A 17,201-nucleotide genomic window follows, 5' to 3' on the forward strand; every position below is an offset into this window, starting at 1 on the left:
CACAATGGAGCGGTGACATCTCCGGCGGCCCCGAAGCCCTTCGACCTCGCCCGCATCGGTGCCACCCTGCCGTTCGCGGGCTCGCTCGGGGAGCTCGAGGCGGTACTCACCCGGGACACGGGCGTGGCTGCCGTGGTCCAGGCACCCCCGGGGACCGGGAAGACGACGCTCGTCCCGCCGCTCGTGGCGAACCTCGGGCTGCGGGCCCCGGACCGGCCCACGCCCACGGCGCACGACGACGGGGCACCGCCGCGCGTCGTCGTCACCCAGCCACGCCGGGTCGCCGTCCGGGCGGCCGCCCACCGGCTCGCGGCGCTGGACGGAAGCCGCGTGGGGGACCGCTCCGGCTACACGGTGCGCGGTGAGCGGAAGGCCGGCGGTTCGGCCCTGGTCGAGTTCGTGACCCCTGGGGTCCTGCTGCGCCGGCTCCTCGCCGATCCCGGGCTCGACGGCGTGGCCGCCGTGGTGCTGGACGAGGTCCACGAGCGCGGGCTCGAGACCGACCTCCTCGTCGGGATGCTCGCCGAGGTCCGTCAGCTGCGCGGCGACCTCACCCTCGTGGCGATGTCCGCGACCGTCGACGCCCCGCGGTTCGCCGCGCTCCTCGCGGACGACGCCGGCCGCCCGGCCCCCGTCGTCGACTGCCCCTCGGCGCTGCACCCGCTCGAGGTGGGGTGGGCGCCGTCGACCGCTCCGCGGCTGGACGAGCGGGGGGTGACGCGCGCGTTCCTCGACCACGTCGCCGACACGGCGGGCGCAGAGCACGCCGCGGCGCGCGCGGCAGGGCGGGACGTGGACGCGCTCGTATTCGTCCCCGGCGCCCGGGAGGTGCGGCACGTGGCGGACCGGCTGAGATCGCGCGTGCGGGGGACCGATGTCCTCGAGCTGCACGGGCAGGCCCCTCCGGCGGAGCAGGACCGGGCGGTGTCGGGCCGAGGCCCGGGGGACGGGCCCCGCATCGTGGTCTCGACGGCGCTGGCCGAGTCCTCGCTCACGGTGCCGGGGGTGCGGCTCGTTGTCGACTCGGGACTGGCCCGGGAGCCCCGGCGCGACGCATCCCGCGGGATGTCGGGGCTCGTGACCGTCTCGTGCTCGCGGGCCTCGGCCGAGCAGCGGGCGGGACGCGCCGCGCGCCAAGGGCCAGGGTGGGTGGTGCGCTGCTACGACCAGCGGGCCTTCGCCGCAGCGCCAGCCCATTCGACGCCGGAGATCGCCTCGGCGGACCTGACGGAGGCCGCCCTCGTCCTCGCGTGCTGGGGAGCGCCCGGGGGGCAGGGACTCGCACTCCCGGACGCGCCCCCCGGCGCGGCACTGGCCGACGCCGTGGCGGTGCTGTCGGCCATCGGGGCCGTGGACGATTCCGGCCACGCGACGGGGTTCGGACGCACGCTGGCGCTCATCCCGGCTGACCCGCGCCTCGGCCGGGCACTGCTCGAGGGGGCTCCGCTCGTGGGCGCGCGGATGGCGGCAGAGGCGATCGCGATGGTGGCCCGCGACCTGCGGCCGCCGGGGTCCGACCTCGGCCGGCTCCTCGCCGCGCTGCGCTCGGGCCGCGACCCGCAGGCCCGTGCCTGGGCGCACGAGGTGCGGCGCTTCGAGCGCCTCGCCGGCCCCGGCGGTGACGCTGGCCCCGGGGGCGACGCCGGCCCGGCAGTGGCGGCGGCGACCGACGCCGAGAAGGCCGGCGTGGTCGTCGCGCTGGCATTCCCGGGCTTCGTGGCCCGGCGTGTGCAGGGTGACCGCGAGCAGTACCTGCTCGCGTCCGGCACGCGCGCAGGCCTTCCCGCCGGCAGCCCCCTCGCGGGGCACGAGTGGCTCGCCGTGGCCGACGCCGCGCGGGCGGCGGGCCGGGATGCGGCGGGGACGGGCGCCGTCGTGCGTGCGGCCGCCCCGATCACCCAGGAGGCCGCAGAGCTCGCCGCCGCGCACCTGCTCACCGACAGGGTCGAGGCGCGGTTCGAGAACGGCCGCGTCGTGGCACGACGCGAGCGGCGGCTCGGCGCGATCCAGCTCGCCTCCACACCAGTGCGGCCTGGGCGCGAGGAGGGGCACGCGGCGGTCGCCCGCGCGCTGGAGGCCCAGGGGCTCGGGGCGATCGGCTGGTCCGGCGGTGCTGCCGCGCTGCGCCGCCGGCTCGCACTCGTGCGCCGCGAGCTCGGCGACCCCTGGCCCGACGTGTCCGAGCCCGCCCTGCTGGCCCGGCTGGAGGACTGGCTCGCCCCGGAGCTCGACTCGCTGGCCGGCGGGGCGAGCGTGCGGGGGATCGACCTCGCAGAGCCCCTGCGCCGGCTCCTGCCCTGGCCGGAGGCTGCGCGCCTCGACGAGCTCGCACCCGAGCGGCTCGAGGTGCCCAGCGGTTCGCGCGTGCGGATCGAGTACCCGGAGGCTGCCGACGCGGGTGACGACGGAGCGGCCCGCTCTGGCCCCCAACCGGTCGTCGCGGTCAAGCTCCAGGAGTGCTTCGGGTGGGCCGAGACGCCGCGGCTCGTCGACGGGCGCGTGCCGGTGCTGTTCCACCTGCTCTCCCCGGCCGGGCGGCCGCTCGCCGTGACCGGGGACCTCGCATCGTTCTGGTCGGGGCCGTACGCGCAGGTGCGGGCCGAGATGCGCGGGCGGTACCCCAAGCACCCGTGGCCCGAGGACCCGTGGACGGCCATCGCGACGGCCAGGACCACGCGCCGCATGTAGCGGGTGCGGGTTCAGGCTCGGCGTACGATCGGGCCCATGGACGCGCCCCCCATGCCGGCCCGCACTCGGCCCGCCACCGCCGACGACTGGCCCCGCATCCGCGACATCTACGCGGCGGGGATCGAGGCCGGCGACGCCACGTTCGAGTCGGCACCGCCCGCCACGTGGGAGGCCTTTGCGGCGACCAAGGAGTTCGTGCTCGTCGCCGAAGGCTCCACGGACGGCCACACGGCGGACGTCCTCGGCTGGACGGGTGCCGCCCGGGTGTCCGCGCGCGAGGTGTACCGCGGCGTGGTCGAGCACTCGCTCTACGTGGACCCCGCCGCGGGGGGCCGCGGCGTGGGGACCCTGCTCATGGGAGCGCTCCTCGACGCCTCCCGGAACCGGGGGATCTGGACCGTCCAGGCCACCGTGTTCCCCGAGAACCTGCCGAGCCTCGCCCTGCACCGCAAGTTCGGCTTCCGGGAGGTCGGCCGCCGCGAACGCATCGCGCTCATGGCGCACGGCCCACTCGCGGGCACCTGGCGGGACACGGTGCTGCTCGAGCTGCGGCTGTGACGCGTGCGAAACTGCACAACTCGCAGCAGCGACGCCGTTGAACCACGTCGATGCGGCCGCGAGTTGTGCAGTTTGTGACGCAGAGCCGCCGAGCCGGGCACCCTAGGCTGTGGCCATGGGGAATTTCCGTGTGGCCGCTCTCGTCCTCGCCGCCGCGCTGACGGGCGCGGTCCTCACCTCGTGCGATGACGGCCGCCAGACCGGTGCCAAGCAGGCCGCGGGAGAGCTCGCGGCGGCGCTCTCCGCGCTCGACGTCTCGCACGCTCCCCTGAAGGGGACGGACCCCGCGGCGGCCCAGGAGAAGGTCGAGTCGACGGTGAAGGGGCTCGGCGAGGCCAAGCCGACGGTCACCGCCGGCGATCCGAAGCTCGACGGCGACAAGGCCAACGTTGTGCTCGACTACTCGTGGAAGCTTGCCGGGCAGGAGTGGTCCTACCAGACGACGGCGCAGCTCGCCCGGGAGGGGGACCGGTGGCTCACGCAGTGGAAGCCGGACCTGCTCGCGCCCCAGCTCGGCGAGGCCGAGGTCCTCACGCTTGCAACCACCGCCCCGCCGCGCGCGGACATCCTCGGCGCTGGCGGAACTGCCCTCGTCACCGCCCGCCCGGTCCTGCGGGTGGGGATCGACAAGGCGAAGGTCCCCGCCGAGGGCCAGGCCGACGCCGCAGCCAAGCTCGCCGCCCTCCTCAAGGTGGATCCGGCCGAGTACGCGAAGCAGGTCGCCGCCGCAGGGGAGAAGGCGTTCGTGGAGGCCATCGTGCTCCGCGACGAGGCGGGGCGCACCCCCACTGACCTGGAGATCGCCGCCGTCCCCGGGGCGATCACCGTCAAGGACACGATGCCGCTCGCCCCGACGCGCACCTTCGCCCGACCCGTGCTCGGCACCGTCGGCCCTGCCACCGCCGAGCAGGTCCAGACCTCCAACGGCGCGCTCCAGGCCGGCGACACCACCGGAGTCGCCGGCCTGCAGGCGCAGTACGACTCGCAGCTGCGCGGGAAGGACGGCCTCGCCGTCTACGCCCAGCCCGCTGACCTCACCCCCGAGAAGCTCCGCACGACGCCGGGCGCCCGCCGCACGCTCTTCGAGTCCGCGCCCGTGCCGGGCACCCCACTCACGACCACGCTGGACCTCAGGCTCCAGCAGCTCGCCGAGGACACGCTGGCCGGGGTCGGCCCGGCGTCGGCGATCGTGGCCCTGCGGCCCTCCGACGGCGCCGTGCTCGCCGCGGCCTCCGGGCCCGGCAGCAACGGGTACAACACGGCGATGCTCGGGCAGTACGCGCCCGGGTCGATCTTCAAGACGGTCGACTCGCTCGCCCTCATCCGGCAGGGGGCGACCGCCGAGACCCGCGTGCAGTGCACCCCGACCCTCACCGTGGACGGCCGGACGTTCTCCAACGCCCCCGGCTACCCGGCCTCGTCCCTCGGGGACGTGACGCTGCGGGACGCGTACGCGCACTCCTGCAACACGGCCTTCATCGCGCAGCGGGACAAGGTCTCGCAGGCGCAGCTCGAGTCAGCGGCGACGTCGCTCGGCGTGGCCGTGGACGCCCCCAGGCTCGGCGCCGCCGCCTTCCTCGGGTCCGTGCCCGGGGACGCCGCCGGGACCGAGCACGCCGCCTCGATGATCGGGCAGGGCAGGATCCTGTTCTCCCCGCTCGCCGCCGCGGTCATGGCCGGCTCGGTCGTGAAGGGCGCGCCCGTCTCGGCGCAGCTCGTCCTCGGCGGGTCTACGCCCTCTGGCAGCGCCCCCCCGAGCACGACGCCGGCCGGGTCGCCGAGTGCCTCGGCCAGCCCCGCGGCGTCGTCCGCGCCGGCCGGGCCCCCAGTCACCGCCGCGGAGGCGGCTGTCCTCCAGGACCTCATGCGCGCTGTGGTGACGAGCGGGCACGCCGGCTTCCTCGCGGATGTGCCCGGCGGACCGGTCGGGGCCAAGACCGGCACGGCGGAGTTCGGCACCGACACGCCGCCGAAGACCCATGCCTGGATCATCGGCACCCACGGCGACCTCGCCGTCGCGGTCTTCGTCGAGGAGGGAGGGCTGGGAGCGACCATATCCGGCCCGCTGCTCGACCGGTTCCTCACGCAGGCCGGGTAGACGCCGCCGGCGCCCGGCGGGTCAAACCGGGCTGGACGGGGCGATCATAGAGGTAGGGGCAGCTCCCAAGCAGAGGGAGCCCCACGTGGCCTGTTGGGTCTTCCCGCCGGCCGGCCCCTCGTCAGGCAGGCGGAATCCCATGTATCCCGAAACGAAGCGGCCCCGGAATGACGGGCGGGGCCGCAGCCCACGCTTTCCCGCCCTGGCCTTCCGCGAGGACCCCGTCCCGCAGCCGCCGGCAGTTGACCTCCGCTCGTCTCAGCGAAGCAACGAATTGCTCGACTGGCTGCTCTCGGCGGGGCTCAGCGAGGACCAGGCGCGCGCCGAGACTGTGCGCCTTATGGCTGGTGACGTCTGGGGCGGCTAAGACCCTTCACACGAGCTCCGCGGGGGACGCCAGCAGTAGCCGGGCCTCTCAGCCTTCGGAGAGCCGGCCGCTCCTCTTCTGCAGCCTGTCGATGTGCTCGGATGCCTCGGCCTTGCTCAGGTCGGCGGGAAGCTCCTCGCCTGCCTCGCGTGCGAGGGTGTCGAGATAGCTGCGCTGGGCGGCGGTCATCGGCTCGTCCCCGGTCACCCAGTCTTCGGGGTCCCTGTCCAGACCGCCGCGCGGCTCCGGTTCCGGGCTGCCGATCGTCTCCTTGTGATCCATGGACTGGCCCTGCCCAGCGCGGCTGCGGCCCAAACCGGGCGTGTCCGGCGGCCGCTCACCGCCCTGGGCGTGGGGGCGGATATCCTCGTGACCGACCACGGGTCCACACCCACGAGACCGCATCTCCCACCGACCACGGCATCGAGGCACTCACCTCATGAGCTCCCGCACCGCCAGTCCCGCAGCCCTCCGCGCGGCTGCCCTCGCGACCTTCACAGTCTTCGCGACCAACGGCTTCATCTTCGCGTCGTGGGCAGCGCGCATCCCCTCGGTCACCTCGACCCTCGGGATCACGACCGGCGAGATGGGACTCCTGCTCTTCGTCGGTGCAATCGGCTCCCTCATCGCCCTTCCGCTCACGGGGACGGTCGCCGACCGGATCGGCCTCAGGCGGACGGTGCGCTTCGGCGGCGGCCTCGCGATCACCGGCGGCGCCGTCATCGCCGTCGGCCTCCTGATCCGCTCGCCCGTCGCCGTGGCTGCGGGCCTGGCAGTCTTCGGGGCTGGAATCGGATTCTGGGACGTGGCCCAGAACCTCGCCGGCGCCGATGTCGAGCACCGCCTCGGCCGGACCATCATGCCGCAGTTCCACGCGGCCTTCAGCGGCGGCGCGTTCCTCGGCGCGGTCGTCGGCGCCGGGCTCAGCGCGGCGGGCGTGGACCTGCCGCTGCACCTCTTCGGGATCATCCTGGCTGTCGTGCTCGTCATGGCAGTCGCCCCGCGCCACTTCCTGCCGCACACGCACGACGCCGGCCACACCGGTGGCGCCGCCGGCGCGCCCGGGGAGGCGGCAGCCGCCGGCAAGGGGGGCGCGCTCGAAGCGTGGCGGGATGCGCGCACGGTGCTGATCGGCGTCGTCGTGCTCGGGGCGACGCTGACCGAGGGGGCAGGCAACGACTGGATCTCCAAGGGTGCAGTGGACGGCCTCGGGGCCAGCGAGGCCGCGGGCGCCGGGCTGTTCGCCGCATTCGTCGGCGCCATGACCCTCGCCCGCTGGTTCGGGGGTCCGGTCATCGACAGGATCGGGCGCGTGAGCGCGCTGCGCATCAGCATGGTCTCCGCATTCATTGGCCTCGTGGCATATTCCCTTGCCGGCACCTATTGGATTGCGGCCGTCGGGGCGGTCCTCTGGGGGATCGGCGCCGCCCTGACCTTCCCGATGGGCATGTCCGCTGCGGCGGACAACCCCCGCAAGGCCGCAGCGCGCGTCTCGGTCGTCTCAACGGTCGGGTACGTCGCGTTCCTCGCCGGGCCCCCCTTCCTCGGCCTTCTCGGCGACCATGTCGGCCTGCGCCCCGCACTCCTCGCGATCCTCGTGCCCATCGCGGTCGCCCTGCTCCTGGCGGGCGTGACACGGAAGGAGACCGTGACGGCCGAGGAGACTGCGCAGTAGGGTTCTCCCCATGAGCCCCTCCCGCCTCAGCGTCCGCCGGCTGCGGCCGCCCGGCATACCGTTCCACGTCGTGGCGGGCATGGACCGAAGGATCGTCCGCGCGGTTGCCGCAATGCCCGCCGGCCCGTGGGACGGGGCCTTCTCCTGGCTCACCCGCGCCGCCACCCGCTCCGTGCTGTGGATCGCCATCGCGGCGGGCCTCTCGACCAGGAAGGGACCGCCGCGGCGTGCCGCCGCGCACGGTCTGCTCGCGGTCGCGGTCGCCTCCGCGGGCGTGAACCTGATCGCGAAGCGTCTCCTGCCGCGCACGCGCCCCCACCCCGAGAGCCTCCCGGCCCACAGGTTCCTCCACCCGCAGCCGACCAGCTCCTCCCTCCCGAGCGGCCACTCGGCGTCGGCCGTCGCGTTCGCCGCCGGCGTCGGTATGGTGAGCCCAACCCTCGGCGCCGCGCTCGCCCCGCTCGCGGCCGGCGTCGCATACTCGCGCGTGCACACGGGCGCCCACTGGCCGAGCGACGTCGTCCTCGGCTCGGCGCTCGGCGCCGGGGCTGCCTTCGCGACCCGGACATGGTGGCCCCGCCAGGAGGCCGCGCCGGAGCCCAGCTCGACGCCGGCGCCGGCACCCGCCCTCGAGGGCGGTGAGGGCCTCGTGATCGTGGTGAACCCGCTCAGCGGCAGCACGGAGGAGAGCGTCCGCTCGAGCCTGGCGACCCTGTTCCCCCGCGCCGAGGTCCACGAGCTGCGGGAGGACGAGGATGCGGTCGAGGCCGGCCGCGCTCTGGCGGCGCGTCCGGGAGTGCAGGCCCTCGGAGTGTGGGGCGGCGACGGCACGGTCGGAGCCATCGCCGGGGTCTGCGCGGAGACCCGCCTCCCCCTCGTCGTCCTGCCCGGCGGCACCTTCAACCACTTCGCCCGGGACGTCGGCGCGCTCGAGCCCGACGAGGTCGCCGAGGCTGTCGGGGCAGGCCATGCCATCCGCTGCGACCTCGGCCGGGTGCGGGTGGAGCGCGGAGCGCTCGAGAAGCCGGACGTGAGCCACGCCGTCATGCTCAACACCGGCAGCATCGGCGTGTACCCGAACCTCGTGCGCCGCCGCGACCATCTGCTCCGCCGCTTCCCGGCCCTGGGCAAGCGGGGGGCCGCAGCGCTGGCAGCACTCGCCACCTTCTCGGCCTCGACCCCCACACGGCTCGCGGTCGACGGCGGCCGGCACAGGCTCTGGATCCTCTTCATCGGCAGGGGCCGCTACTGGCCGCGCGACCTCGCACCGCTCGAGCGCCCCATCGTGGACGACGGCGTCCTCGACCTCCGCGCGATCGGCGCCGGTCCGCGCTTCGCCCGCCTCAGGGTCCTCGGCGCGGTCGCGACGGGCACCACCGAGAAGAGCCCCGTGACCCACATGTGGGAAGCCGGGACGCTCGACGTCGCCGCGCGCAAGGGCGCGCTCATTCTGGCGGTCGACGGCGAGGTCATCCCCGGCGTTCGCCGCGCTACCATCACGGTCGAGCCGGGCGCACTGACCGTCTACTCACCGCGGGGGGCCGGACCGGATCAGGCGGAGTAGTCCTTCAGGAGGACACGGACGTCCCGCGGGTGCAGAGGTTCATCCTCCCGGGCGTCGCGGCGGTCCCCCGAGCGGCATAGCGTGGAGGTGTCGGTCCACCGCGAACCCAAGGGGAGTGTCATGATCCAGGCCCGAGACCTGGCCAAGGTCTACGGCGCGAAGACCGCCGTCGACGGCGTCACCTTCACAGTCCACCCCGGTCGCGTGACCGGCTTCCTCGGCCCCAACGGCGCTGGCAAGTCCACGACGATGCGCATGATCATGGGATTGGACGCCCCGACGCGCGGCACCGTGACCGTCAACGGCGAGCCGTACGCGAAGCACCGGGCGCCGCTGCGCGAGATCGGCGCGCTCCTCGAGGCCCGCGCCGTCCACCCCGGCCGGAGCGCCTACAGCCACCTGAGGGCCCTCGCCGCGACCCACGCCATCCCCACCTCGCGCGTCGACGAGGTCATCGACATGACCGGGCTCGGCGCCGTCGCCCGCAAGAAGGTCAAGGGGTTCTCCCTCGGCATGGGACAGCGCCTCGGCATCGCCGCGGCGCTGCTGGGCGACCCCCAGGTCGTAATCCTCGACGAGCCGGTGAACGGCCTCGATCCCGAGGGCGTCCTGTGGGTCCGCAACCTCGTGAAGTACCTCGCCTCGGAGGGCCGCACGGTGTTCCTCTCGAGCCATCTCATGAGCGAGATGTCCCAGACCGCGGACCACCTCATCGTGATCGGCCGCGGCAGGATCATTGCGGACGCCCCGATCCAGGACATCCTCGACGGCCGGGGGGAGCTGCGCACCCGGGTCCGTACCGACAGTCCCGAGCAGCTTGCCGCGCTCCTGGCCCGCGAGGGCGTGAGCATCCAAGCCAAGGACCGCGAACTCCTCGAGGTCTCCGGGCTCGAGCCGCGCGAGATCGCCCAGGCGGCGCTCGGCGCGGGCGTCCTCGTCTACGAGCTGACCCCTCTGACCGCAAGCCTCGAGGAGGCCTACCTCGAGCTGACCAAGGACGACGTCGAGTACCGCTCCGAGACCAGCCACGCGCACGACGCCGGCCCCTCGCCAGAGCAGCCCGCCGCGCCCGCCGCTGTGCAGGGCGCCCATCACCAGGAGGCGAACCGATGAGCACTGCAGTCCACCCCGCCCGCCGGGCCGGTGCGCCGGCGCTCACCGGGCCGAACTTCTTCCGGGTCCTGGCCTCGGAGCGCATCAAGCTCTTCTCGCTCCTGTCCACGCGGATCCTCCTGCTCTGCGCGGTCGCGCTCATGGTCGGGTTCTCCGCACTCCAGGCGTGGGGCGTCGGGCAGGCCCTCACCGCGCAGCGCAGCGGTGCGACAGAGCCGCGCGAGGCGATCGACGTCGCCTCGATCGTGCCGCAGCTGCCGTCCGCGGGCGTGTCCTTCTCCCAGCTCATCATCGGCTCCCTGGCCGTGCTGATGATCAGCGCTGAGTTCACGTCGGGCTTGTCGCGCGCCACCTTCGCTGCGGTCCCCAAGCGCTGGCCAGTGCTCAGCGCGAAGGCCGTCTACGCGGTCGTCCTCGGATTCGTCGTCACCTACGTCGGCGCATACCTGGGCGGCCTCGTCGCCCAGCCCATCCTCGGCAACTACGACCTGCACCTCGACATGGCCAGCTGGGACATCCAGCGGCACATGCTCCTGAGCGCCGCGTATGTCGCCGCGGTCGCCCTCATGGGCCTCGGCCTCGGCGCGCTCCTGCGGAATTCGGCGGGCGCGATCGTGCTCCTCGTCGCGGCGCTGTTCGTCCTCCCGATCATCTTCCAGCTCATCCCCGGCGACTTCTTCAAGGAGGCGCGCAAGTACCTCCCGACGAACGCCGCAAACGCCATGATGGAGGCAGGCTCGACCGCCCCGCTCAACACGGCGTACCTCGAGCCGTGGCAGGGCACCCTGGTCCTTGCCGCCTATGTCGTGGCGCTGCTCGTGGCGGCGTTCGCGACGCTCCGGCAGCGGGACGTCTAGGAACGAGCCCGGACAGGCCAGGAGAGGAAGTGCACGCGCCACCCGCGCCGTCCACAGCGTTCGCGGTCCCCCCACGGCGGGGCCGCGTCCGCGCGTATCTCGCCGACCACCCGCTGACGATGGACTGGATTGTCGTGGGTGCCGCGGTGTTCCTTGCCGTGCCGCTGCTCGTCGAGCTTGCCGTGCACGGGCGCTGGTGGCTGTTCGCCCTCCTGGGGATCCAGCAGGTCGCCCTCGCCGGACGGCGCCGCTCCCCGTGGGCCGTCCTCGTCGTCACCGTCGCGATCGACGCTGCCCTGCTCTACCAGTCACCGAACAGTTCGGTGATGAGCGCGGCGATCTTCTTCGCACTCTATGCCGTGGCCGTCGTGGCCCCTGCTCCGGTCGCGTTCGGGGCCTCCGTCCTCGCCTCGGTGCCCGCGTCCGTGTACTACGCATTCGTCTACACCCCCCACGGTCCGGAGATCCCGGACAACGCGCGGTACGTGGGCCTGGTCGCGGCCGTGTCCGTGCTCCTCATGGACCTGCTCGCCGCGGGACTGGGCATCTGGGTCCGCGGCACGCGCGAGCACCAGGCTGAGGTGCGCGCCTGGGCCATGCGGCACGCCGAGCTCGCCTCGGCCCAGGAGCGCAACCGGATCGCCCGCGAGATGCACGACGTCGTGGCGCACTCCCTGACGGTCATGATCGCCCTCAGCGACGGCGCTGCGAAGGTGACGGGGAAGGACCCTGCCCGGGCGCAGGACGTCCTCGGGGAGCTGTCGCGCACCGGCCGCACCGCCCTGTCCGACATGCGGCGGGTCCTCGGGGTCCTGCGCGAGGACTCGGGGGAGGCGAGCCGCACGCCCTCACCTGGGACGGAGAGCCTCCAGTCGCTCGTCGCGGGCTTCCGCACTGCAGGCCTCCCCGCCGCCCTGACCCTCACCGGTGCGCCGCTGCCGGCCGACCCGGCGTTCCAGCTCGCGGTGTATCGGATCGTGCAGGAGTCGCTGACGAACGCGCTGCGGTACGCGCGCGCCGTCGGACGGGTGGGGGTCGAGGTGGCCCGGGAGGGGGGCACCGTGCGGATCCGTGTCGAGAACGACGGCGCCGCGCGGGACGCCGGGTCGGCCCGCCTCGGCACGGGGGGCGGGATCGCGGGCATGCGGGAACGCGCGGCGCTGTACGGCGGGACGCTGCACGCGGGTCCGCGCGACGGGGGAGGATGGGTCGTGGAGGCCACGCTGCACTGGAACGAGGGGGACGCATGACGGAGGCTGGCGGCGGATCCGGGGACGGGACGCTGAGGCTGCTGCTCGTGGACGACCAGCCGCTGCTGCGGATGGGCTTCCGCCTCGTCCTGGAGTCCGAGGACGGCATCGAGGTGGTGGGCGAGGCGGGCGACGGCGCCGAGGCGGTGCGGCTCACCGCGGAGCTCGCGCCCGACGTCGTGCTCATGGACGTGCGCATGCCGGTCATGGACGGGATCGAGGCCACGAGGCAGATCGCCGCGGCCCACAGCGCCGCCCGCGTCATCATCCTCACCACGTTCGACCTCGACGAGTACGCCTTCGCCGGCCTGCAGGCCGGCGCGTCGGCGTTCCTGCTCAAGGACGTCGCCCCGTCCGAGCTCGTGACCGCCGTGCGCCTCGTGGCGAGCGGCGACGCCGTCGTGAGCCCGCGCGTGACCCAGCGGCTCCTCGAGACCTTCGTGCGCGGGCAGGGCGCTGGCCCTCCGGCGGCCCAGCCCGCCCCGGACCCGCTGCTGAAGGACCTCACACCTCGGGAGCTCGAGGTCCTCCGCACCATCTGCGAGGGCCTGAGCAACGCCGAGATCGCGCACCGCTTCTTCCTCTCCGAGGCCACCGTGAAGAGCCACGTGCGGCGCATCCTCACCAAGCTGCACCTGCGGGACCGCGTGCAGGCCGTCGTCTACGGCTACGAGACCGGCCTCATCATCCCCAGCAACCCGGACTTCTGAACCTCCCTGCGCTGAGGGGTCATTTCCCTGCGCCGCGTGACGCGCGGCCCGGCCGGGGCGACAATGGCCCCCATGAGGCCCTTCCTCCTGATCGGCTCCCGGGACCACGACGAGGTCGCCGACGACGAGTACCGTGCCTTCTGCGCCTACGGCGGCCTCGCCCCGGAGCAGCTCCACCGCGCCCGCGCGGAGGCCGCGCCGCTGCCGGAGATCCACCTCGAGGACTACTCGGGCGTGATCCTCGGCGGGAGCCCGTTCACCGCATCCGATCCGGTCTGGGAGAAGTCGCCGCTGCAGAAGCGCGTCGAGGCGGACATCCGGGTGCTCCTGGACCAGATCGTGGCCGAGGACTTCCCGTTCTTCGGCGCGTGCTACGGCGTCGGGCTCCTCGGCACGCACCGCGGCGCCGTCGTCGACCGCCGCTTCGGGGAGCCGGTGGGACCCGTGAAGGTGAGGCTCTCCGCCGTCGGGCTTGCCGATCCGCTCTGCGCCGGCGTGGATGTCGCGTTCGACGCCTACGTGGGGCACAAGGAGGCCATCCGGAGCCTGCCGCCCGACGCCGCGCTGCTCGCCGGGTCGGACACGTGCCCGGTGCAGATGTTCCGCTTCCGCCGGAACCTCTATGCGACCCAGTTCCACCCCGAACTCGACCTCGCCGGCCTCGAACGCCGCATCGACGCCTACCGGCATTCGGGGTACTTCCCGCCCGAGGAGGCGGAGGCCGTCAAGGAGCGGGCCAGGGGAGCGCGCGTGAACGAGCCCCAGAAGATCCTGCGCAACTTCGTGCAGCGGTACGCGCGGCCGTGAGGGGAGGCCAGCCGCTGGCCGCTGGCTAGACTCGGGCCATGCCTACCGCCGCGCACCGCCACGCCCAGGACCTCGGACGTTTCGTGATGGCCTCGCCGTCGAGCTTCCACGCCGCCGCGGAGGGCGCGCGGCGGCTCGCGGAGGCGGGTTTCGAGCTCCTGTCCGAGACCGAGGAATGGCCGAGCGCCCCCGGCGCCTACGCCGTGGTCCGCGACGGCGCCCTCATCGCCTGGATCGTGCCCGACGGCGCCCGGCCCACCACGCCCTTCCGCATCCTGGGCGCCCACACCGACTCGCCCACCTTCAAGCTCAAGCCCAAGCCCACCACCGGCCGCCTCGGCTGGCTGCAGGCCGGCGTCGAGGTGTACGGCGGCCCGCTCCTGAACTCGTGGCTGGACCGCGAGCTGCGCCTCGCCGGCCGCCTCGTGACGCACGACGGCGCGCAGCACCTCGTCGCGACCGGTCCCCTCGCGCGCTTCCCCCAGCTCGCGATCCACCTCGACCGGGCCGTCAACGACGGGCTGAAGCTCGGCAAGCAGCAGCACATGAACCCCGTCTGGGGGCTGGGGGACCCCACCACGACGGACGTGCTCGCGCTGCTGGCCGAGCAGGCGGGCGTGGACCCGGCCGAGGTGGGCGGGTACGACATCGTCCTCGCGGACACGCAGGAGCCCGCGGTGTTCGGGGCCGACGGCGGCTTCTTCGCGTCCGGCCGCCTGGACAACCTCTCGTCCGTCCATGCCGGCCTCGCGGCCCTCCTCCACCAGCACGCGAACCCGGTGGTTGAGCGCAGCCCAGCGGAGTCGAAGCCCATCGCCGTCCTCGCCGCGTTCGACCATGAGGAGGTCGGTTCAGCGTCCCGCTCCGGTGCCGCAGGGCCCTTCCTCGAGGACGTCCTGGGGCGCATCGGCGACGGCCTCGGCGCGTCGGCGACCGAGCGCCGTCGTGCGTTCGCCGCGTCCTGGCACCTTTCCGCGGACGCCGGCCACGCTGTCCACCCCAACTATTCCGAGCGGCACGACCCGGCAAACCACCCTCTCCTCAACGGCGGCCCGCTGCTGAAGATCAACGCGAACCAGCGCTATGCGACCGACGGGCCGGGGGCGGCGCTGTGGGCGCGGGTGTGCGGAGAGGCGGAAGTGCCGTACCAGGAGTTCGTCTCGAACAACGACGTGCCGTGCGGCTCGACGATCGGCCCGATCACGGCTACGCGCCTCGGGATCCGCACGGTCGACGTCGGCATCCCGCTGCTGTCGATGCACTCGGCCCGCGAACTGGCCGGCGTGCAGGACCCGTGGCGGCTGTCCAAGGCGGCGGAGCGGTTCTTCGTCGGCTGAGGCGGGCGGCGGCGTTCAGGAGCCCTGGCCGGCGAGCCCGATCACGAGGTTGATCGTCGCCGCGAGGATGAGGGTCGCGAAGACGAAGGCGAGGATGCTGTGCTTGAGCGCCTCGACGCGGATCTCGTGGCTCTTGATGGCCGTGTCCGAGACCTGGTAGGTCATGCCGAGGCTGAACGCCATGTACGCGATGTCCGTGTACTGGGGCGGGTCGTCCTGGTTGAAGTCGATCCCTCCCGCCGGGGAAGCGCCGTAGTACAGCTCGGTGTACCGGAGGGTGAAGAGCGTGTGGACCATGAGCCAGGACGCGGCGACGACCACGAGGGCGAGGAGCGCGAACGCGGCCTTGGCGGCGCCGTCGGCCTGGTTCCCGGCGACGATGACGATCACGACGGCGATGATCGCCGCCACGTTGGCGCTCAGGATCAAAAAGTCCCGCGTGCTGCGGCGGGGATCCTCCTGGCGGGCGTGGTGACGCGTCTGATCCGGATCCATCGGAGCGATGCGCACCCAGATCCACACGTCGTACAGGATGGCCGCGGCGCCCCAGCCGGCCGCGGGGGCGTACCACCAGGACGTCAGCAGGCCCGTGGCGACGAGGACGACGAGTCCGACGCCGGCCATCCACCACATGCGGAGTCGGGCGACCCGTGCGCGGTGGGACAGCTCGGGGCTGGAGTCAGTGCTCATGCGCCCGATCTTCGCACCTCTTGCTGGACGGGCGATGAACGGTCCAGCCGTGTCTCGCGTCCTACCGGAGCGCGATGAGCAGCATCTCCGAGGTCCCCGGGATGCAGGTCTGCAGGAAGATCGGCGGGTACCCGCCGAGGAAGCCGCCCAGGACGCCTTCCTTCGCCCCCTGCGGGACGACCATCCGCTGGACCGCGGTGAAGGTGCCGTAGCCCTGCACGGAGACAACCGTGTCGGGCTGGATCCAGCCCATCCGGTCCCACCCCCCGCAGAGGTCGTGCTCCGCGATGCTGACCGACACCGTGACCGGGGTGAAGCGGACCGGGCCCGCGCACGCGTCCACTGCGGCCTGGCCCCCGGCCCCGACCACGGGGATGAAGACCGCGGCGGGCTGCGGCGCTGGCATGGGCTGGGCCTCCGGCGCGGGCTGGGCCTGCTGGGCGTCGGCCTGTTGCTGCGCCTCTGCCTGGCGCTGCGCTTCCGCCTGTGCCTCCGCCCGGTGCTGCGCCTCTGCCTGGTGCTGCGCCGCGGCGGCCTCCTGGTCCGCTCGGAGGTCCGGACTCTCTGCCGCGGTGAGGACGGACTCGACGCCGGTGCCGCGCCGGCCTTCCTGCTGGTCCACCCTGACGGCGCCTGACGCAGTGCCGGAGGGCAACGCCGGAGAGACCGGGACGGCGGAGGAGAGTCCCCCGACCGCCAGCAGCCCCGCGGCGGCCGCGGCCGCGAGCCGATGAACCCTGAAGGCTGGGCGTGCCGCCATTCGTCCCCCTGACCGCGGGCCGGTCGGTCTCCGGCCTCTGGTTCAAGGTCCTCAGAAGCAGGGGTGTGCGGTACAGGGGTTCACGGAGAATAGAGTGCGCATCGGAGCAGATTCGCGTGGTCTGCATCGCCGTCCGCACCCGGACCTGCGTACCCGGACCGCCGCCTCGATGGACGGCCGGCTCCGCGGCGGGCACGGGTGGATCGTCCTCCACAGGAGCCCTGCAGTGGGTTGTCCACATGCGCGTCCGTGGGACTGTGGGGCGTCCGGTAAGATAGTGCAGTCTGTGTGTCAGGCCGTCCGCGGCCGGGGGCACGGGCACACGCACATGAACCTCCTGTTGCGGAGAGACCGCAACCGCTTAGCCCAAAGGAGGTGGGTTCACACATGCGTCCTTACGAACTGATGGTCCTCATCGACCCCGAGGTCGACGAGCGCACTGTCCAGCCGTCGCTGGAGAAGTTCCTCTCGGTGATCACCACCGACGGTGGAACCGTCGACAAGGTGGACATCTGGGGCCGCCGTCGCCTCGCGTACGACATCAAGAAGAAGAACGAGGCGATCTACGCCGTCGTCAACTTCACCGCTGAGCCGGCCACGGCCCAGGAGCTGGACCGCCAGCTGTCGCTCAACGAGACGATCCTCCGCACGAAGATCATCCGCCCCGAGGACCAGAAGGTCTCCGCCAAGTAGTCTTGGCGTGATTCCCTCACCCACCAGTACGACG

Annotated in this window: 15 protein-coding genes; 12 read left to right on the forward strand and 3 right to left on the reverse strand. The window is 73.4% G+C overall.

What is annotated here, in order from left to right:
- Positions 1-12 precede the first annotated feature (12 nt).
- The 3 genes from hrpB to ACQ5BE_RS09385 all read left to right on the forward strand — a co-directional run bounded on the left by hrpB (position 13) and on the right by ACQ5BE_RS09385 (position 5,344).
- The gene (hrpB, locus tag ACQ5BE_RS09375) at positions 13-2,688 is read left to right on the forward strand and encodes an ATP-dependent helicase HrpB (protein WP_430296766.1); all 2,676 of its coding nucleotides are present in this window, start codon (positions 13-15) and stop codon (positions 2,686-2,688) included.
- Between the two features lie 36 nt (positions 2,689-2,724).
- The gene (locus ACQ5BE_RS09380) at positions 2,725-3,246 is read left to right on the forward strand and encodes an N-acetyltransferase family protein (RefSeq protein ID WP_430296767.1); all 522 of its coding nucleotides are present in this window, start codon (positions 2,725-2,727) and stop codon (positions 3,244-3,246) included.
- 115 nt (positions 3,247-3,361) lie between these two features.
- Complete coding sequence (locus tag ACQ5BE_RS09385; protein ID WP_430296768.1) at positions 3,362-5,344, forward strand: penicillin-binding transpeptidase domain-containing protein; 1,983 nt, start codon at positions 3,362-3,364, stop codon at positions 5,342-5,344.
- 415 nt (positions 5,345-5,759) lie between these two features.
- On the opposite strand, the gene ACQ5BE_RS09390 is transcribed toward ACQ5BE_RS09385, so the two are convergent.
- Complete coding sequence (locus ACQ5BE_RS09390; RefSeq protein WP_430296769.1) at positions 5,760-5,993, reverse strand: DUF3072 domain-containing protein; 234 nt, start codon at positions 5,991-5,993, stop codon at positions 5,760-5,762.
- A 157-nt stretch (positions 5,994-6,150) separates the two neighbouring features.
- On the opposite strand from ACQ5BE_RS09390, the gene ACQ5BE_RS09395 reads away from it, so the two are divergent.
- From ACQ5BE_RS09395 to ACQ5BE_RS09430, 8 genes are all read left to right on the forward strand, one after another.
- Complete coding sequence (locus tag ACQ5BE_RS09395; protein ID WP_430296770.1) at positions 6,151-7,386, forward strand: MFS transporter; 1,236 nt, start codon at positions 6,151-6,153, stop codon at positions 7,384-7,386.
- Positions 7,387-7,396: 10 nt separating this feature from the next.
- Entirely contained in the window at positions 7,397-8,950 is a 1,554-nt protein-coding gene (locus ACQ5BE_RS09400) for a bifunctional phosphatase PAP2/diacylglycerol kinase family protein (protein ID WP_430296771.1), read from the forward strand.
- 120 nt (positions 8,951-9,070) lie between these two features.
- Complete coding sequence (locus ACQ5BE_RS09405) at positions 9,071-10,063, forward strand: ABC transporter ATP-binding protein (protein WP_430296772.1); 993 nt, start codon at positions 9,071-9,073, stop codon at positions 10,061-10,063.
- Positions 10,060-10,920 carry an ABC transporter permease gene (locus ACQ5BE_RS09410; RefSeq protein ID WP_430296773.1) on the forward strand — a complete coding sequence of 287 codons (861 nt, stop codon included), beginning with the start codon at positions 10,060-10,062 and terminating at the stop codon, positions 10,918-10,920. Before ACQ5BE_RS09405 ends, ACQ5BE_RS09410 begins: the two co-directional genes overlap by 4 nt.
- Positions 10,921-10,949: 29 nt before the next feature.
- The gene (locus ACQ5BE_RS09415; protein ID WP_430296774.1) at positions 10,950-12,170 is read left to right on the forward strand and encodes a sensor histidine kinase; all 1,221 of its coding nucleotides are present in this window, start codon (positions 10,950-10,952) and stop codon (positions 12,168-12,170) included.
- Positions 12,167-12,880 carry a response regulator gene (locus ACQ5BE_RS09420; RefSeq protein WP_430296775.1) on the forward strand — a complete coding sequence of 238 codons (714 nt, stop codon included), beginning with the start codon at positions 12,167-12,169 and terminating at the stop codon, positions 12,878-12,880. Before ACQ5BE_RS09415 ends, ACQ5BE_RS09420 begins: the two co-directional genes overlap by 4 nt.
- A 72-nt stretch (positions 12,881-12,952) precedes the next feature.
- Complete coding sequence (locus tag ACQ5BE_RS09425) at positions 12,953-13,687, forward strand: glutamine amidotransferase (protein ID WP_430296776.1); 735 nt, start codon at positions 12,953-12,955, stop codon at positions 13,685-13,687.
- Positions 13,688-13,725: 38 nt separating this feature from the next.
- On the forward strand, positions 13,726-15,024 hold the full coding sequence (locus ACQ5BE_RS09430) for a M18 family aminopeptidase (protein ID WP_430296777.1): 1,299 nt from the start codon (positions 13,726-13,728) through the stop codon (positions 15,022-15,024).
- A 15-nt stretch (positions 15,025-15,039) separates the two neighbouring features.
- Here ACQ5BE_RS09430 and ACQ5BE_RS09435 read toward each other — a convergent pair whose 3' ends face one another.
- Together ACQ5BE_RS09435 and ACQ5BE_RS09440 are read right to left on the reverse strand one after the other, a co-directional pair.
- On the reverse strand, positions 15,040-15,714 hold the full coding sequence (locus ACQ5BE_RS09435; protein WP_430296778.1) for a DUF1345 domain-containing protein: 675 nt from the start codon (positions 15,712-15,714) through the stop codon (positions 15,040-15,042).
- Positions 15,715-15,775: 61 nt separating this feature from the next.
- Positions 15,776-16,474 (reverse strand): hypothetical protein, encoded by a 699-nt coding sequence (locus ACQ5BE_RS09440; RefSeq protein WP_430296779.1) that lies wholly within the window; start codon positions 16,472-16,474, stop codon positions 15,776-15,778.
- A 387-nt stretch (positions 16,475-16,861) separates the two neighbouring features.
- On the opposite strand from ACQ5BE_RS09440, the gene rpsF reads away from it, so the two are divergent.
- Complete coding sequence (rpsF, locus tag ACQ5BE_RS09445; protein ID WP_208710977.1) at positions 16,862-17,167, forward strand: 30S ribosomal protein S6; 306 nt, start codon at positions 16,862-16,864, stop codon at positions 17,165-17,167.
- Positions 17,168-17,201: the final 34 nt, after the last annotated feature.

Origin of the sequence: Sinomonas sp. B1-1, assembly GCF_050474465.1 — a bacterium.
Lineage (GTDB): Bacteria > Actinomycetota > Actinomycetes > Actinomycetales > Micrococcaceae > Sinomonas > Sinomonas flava.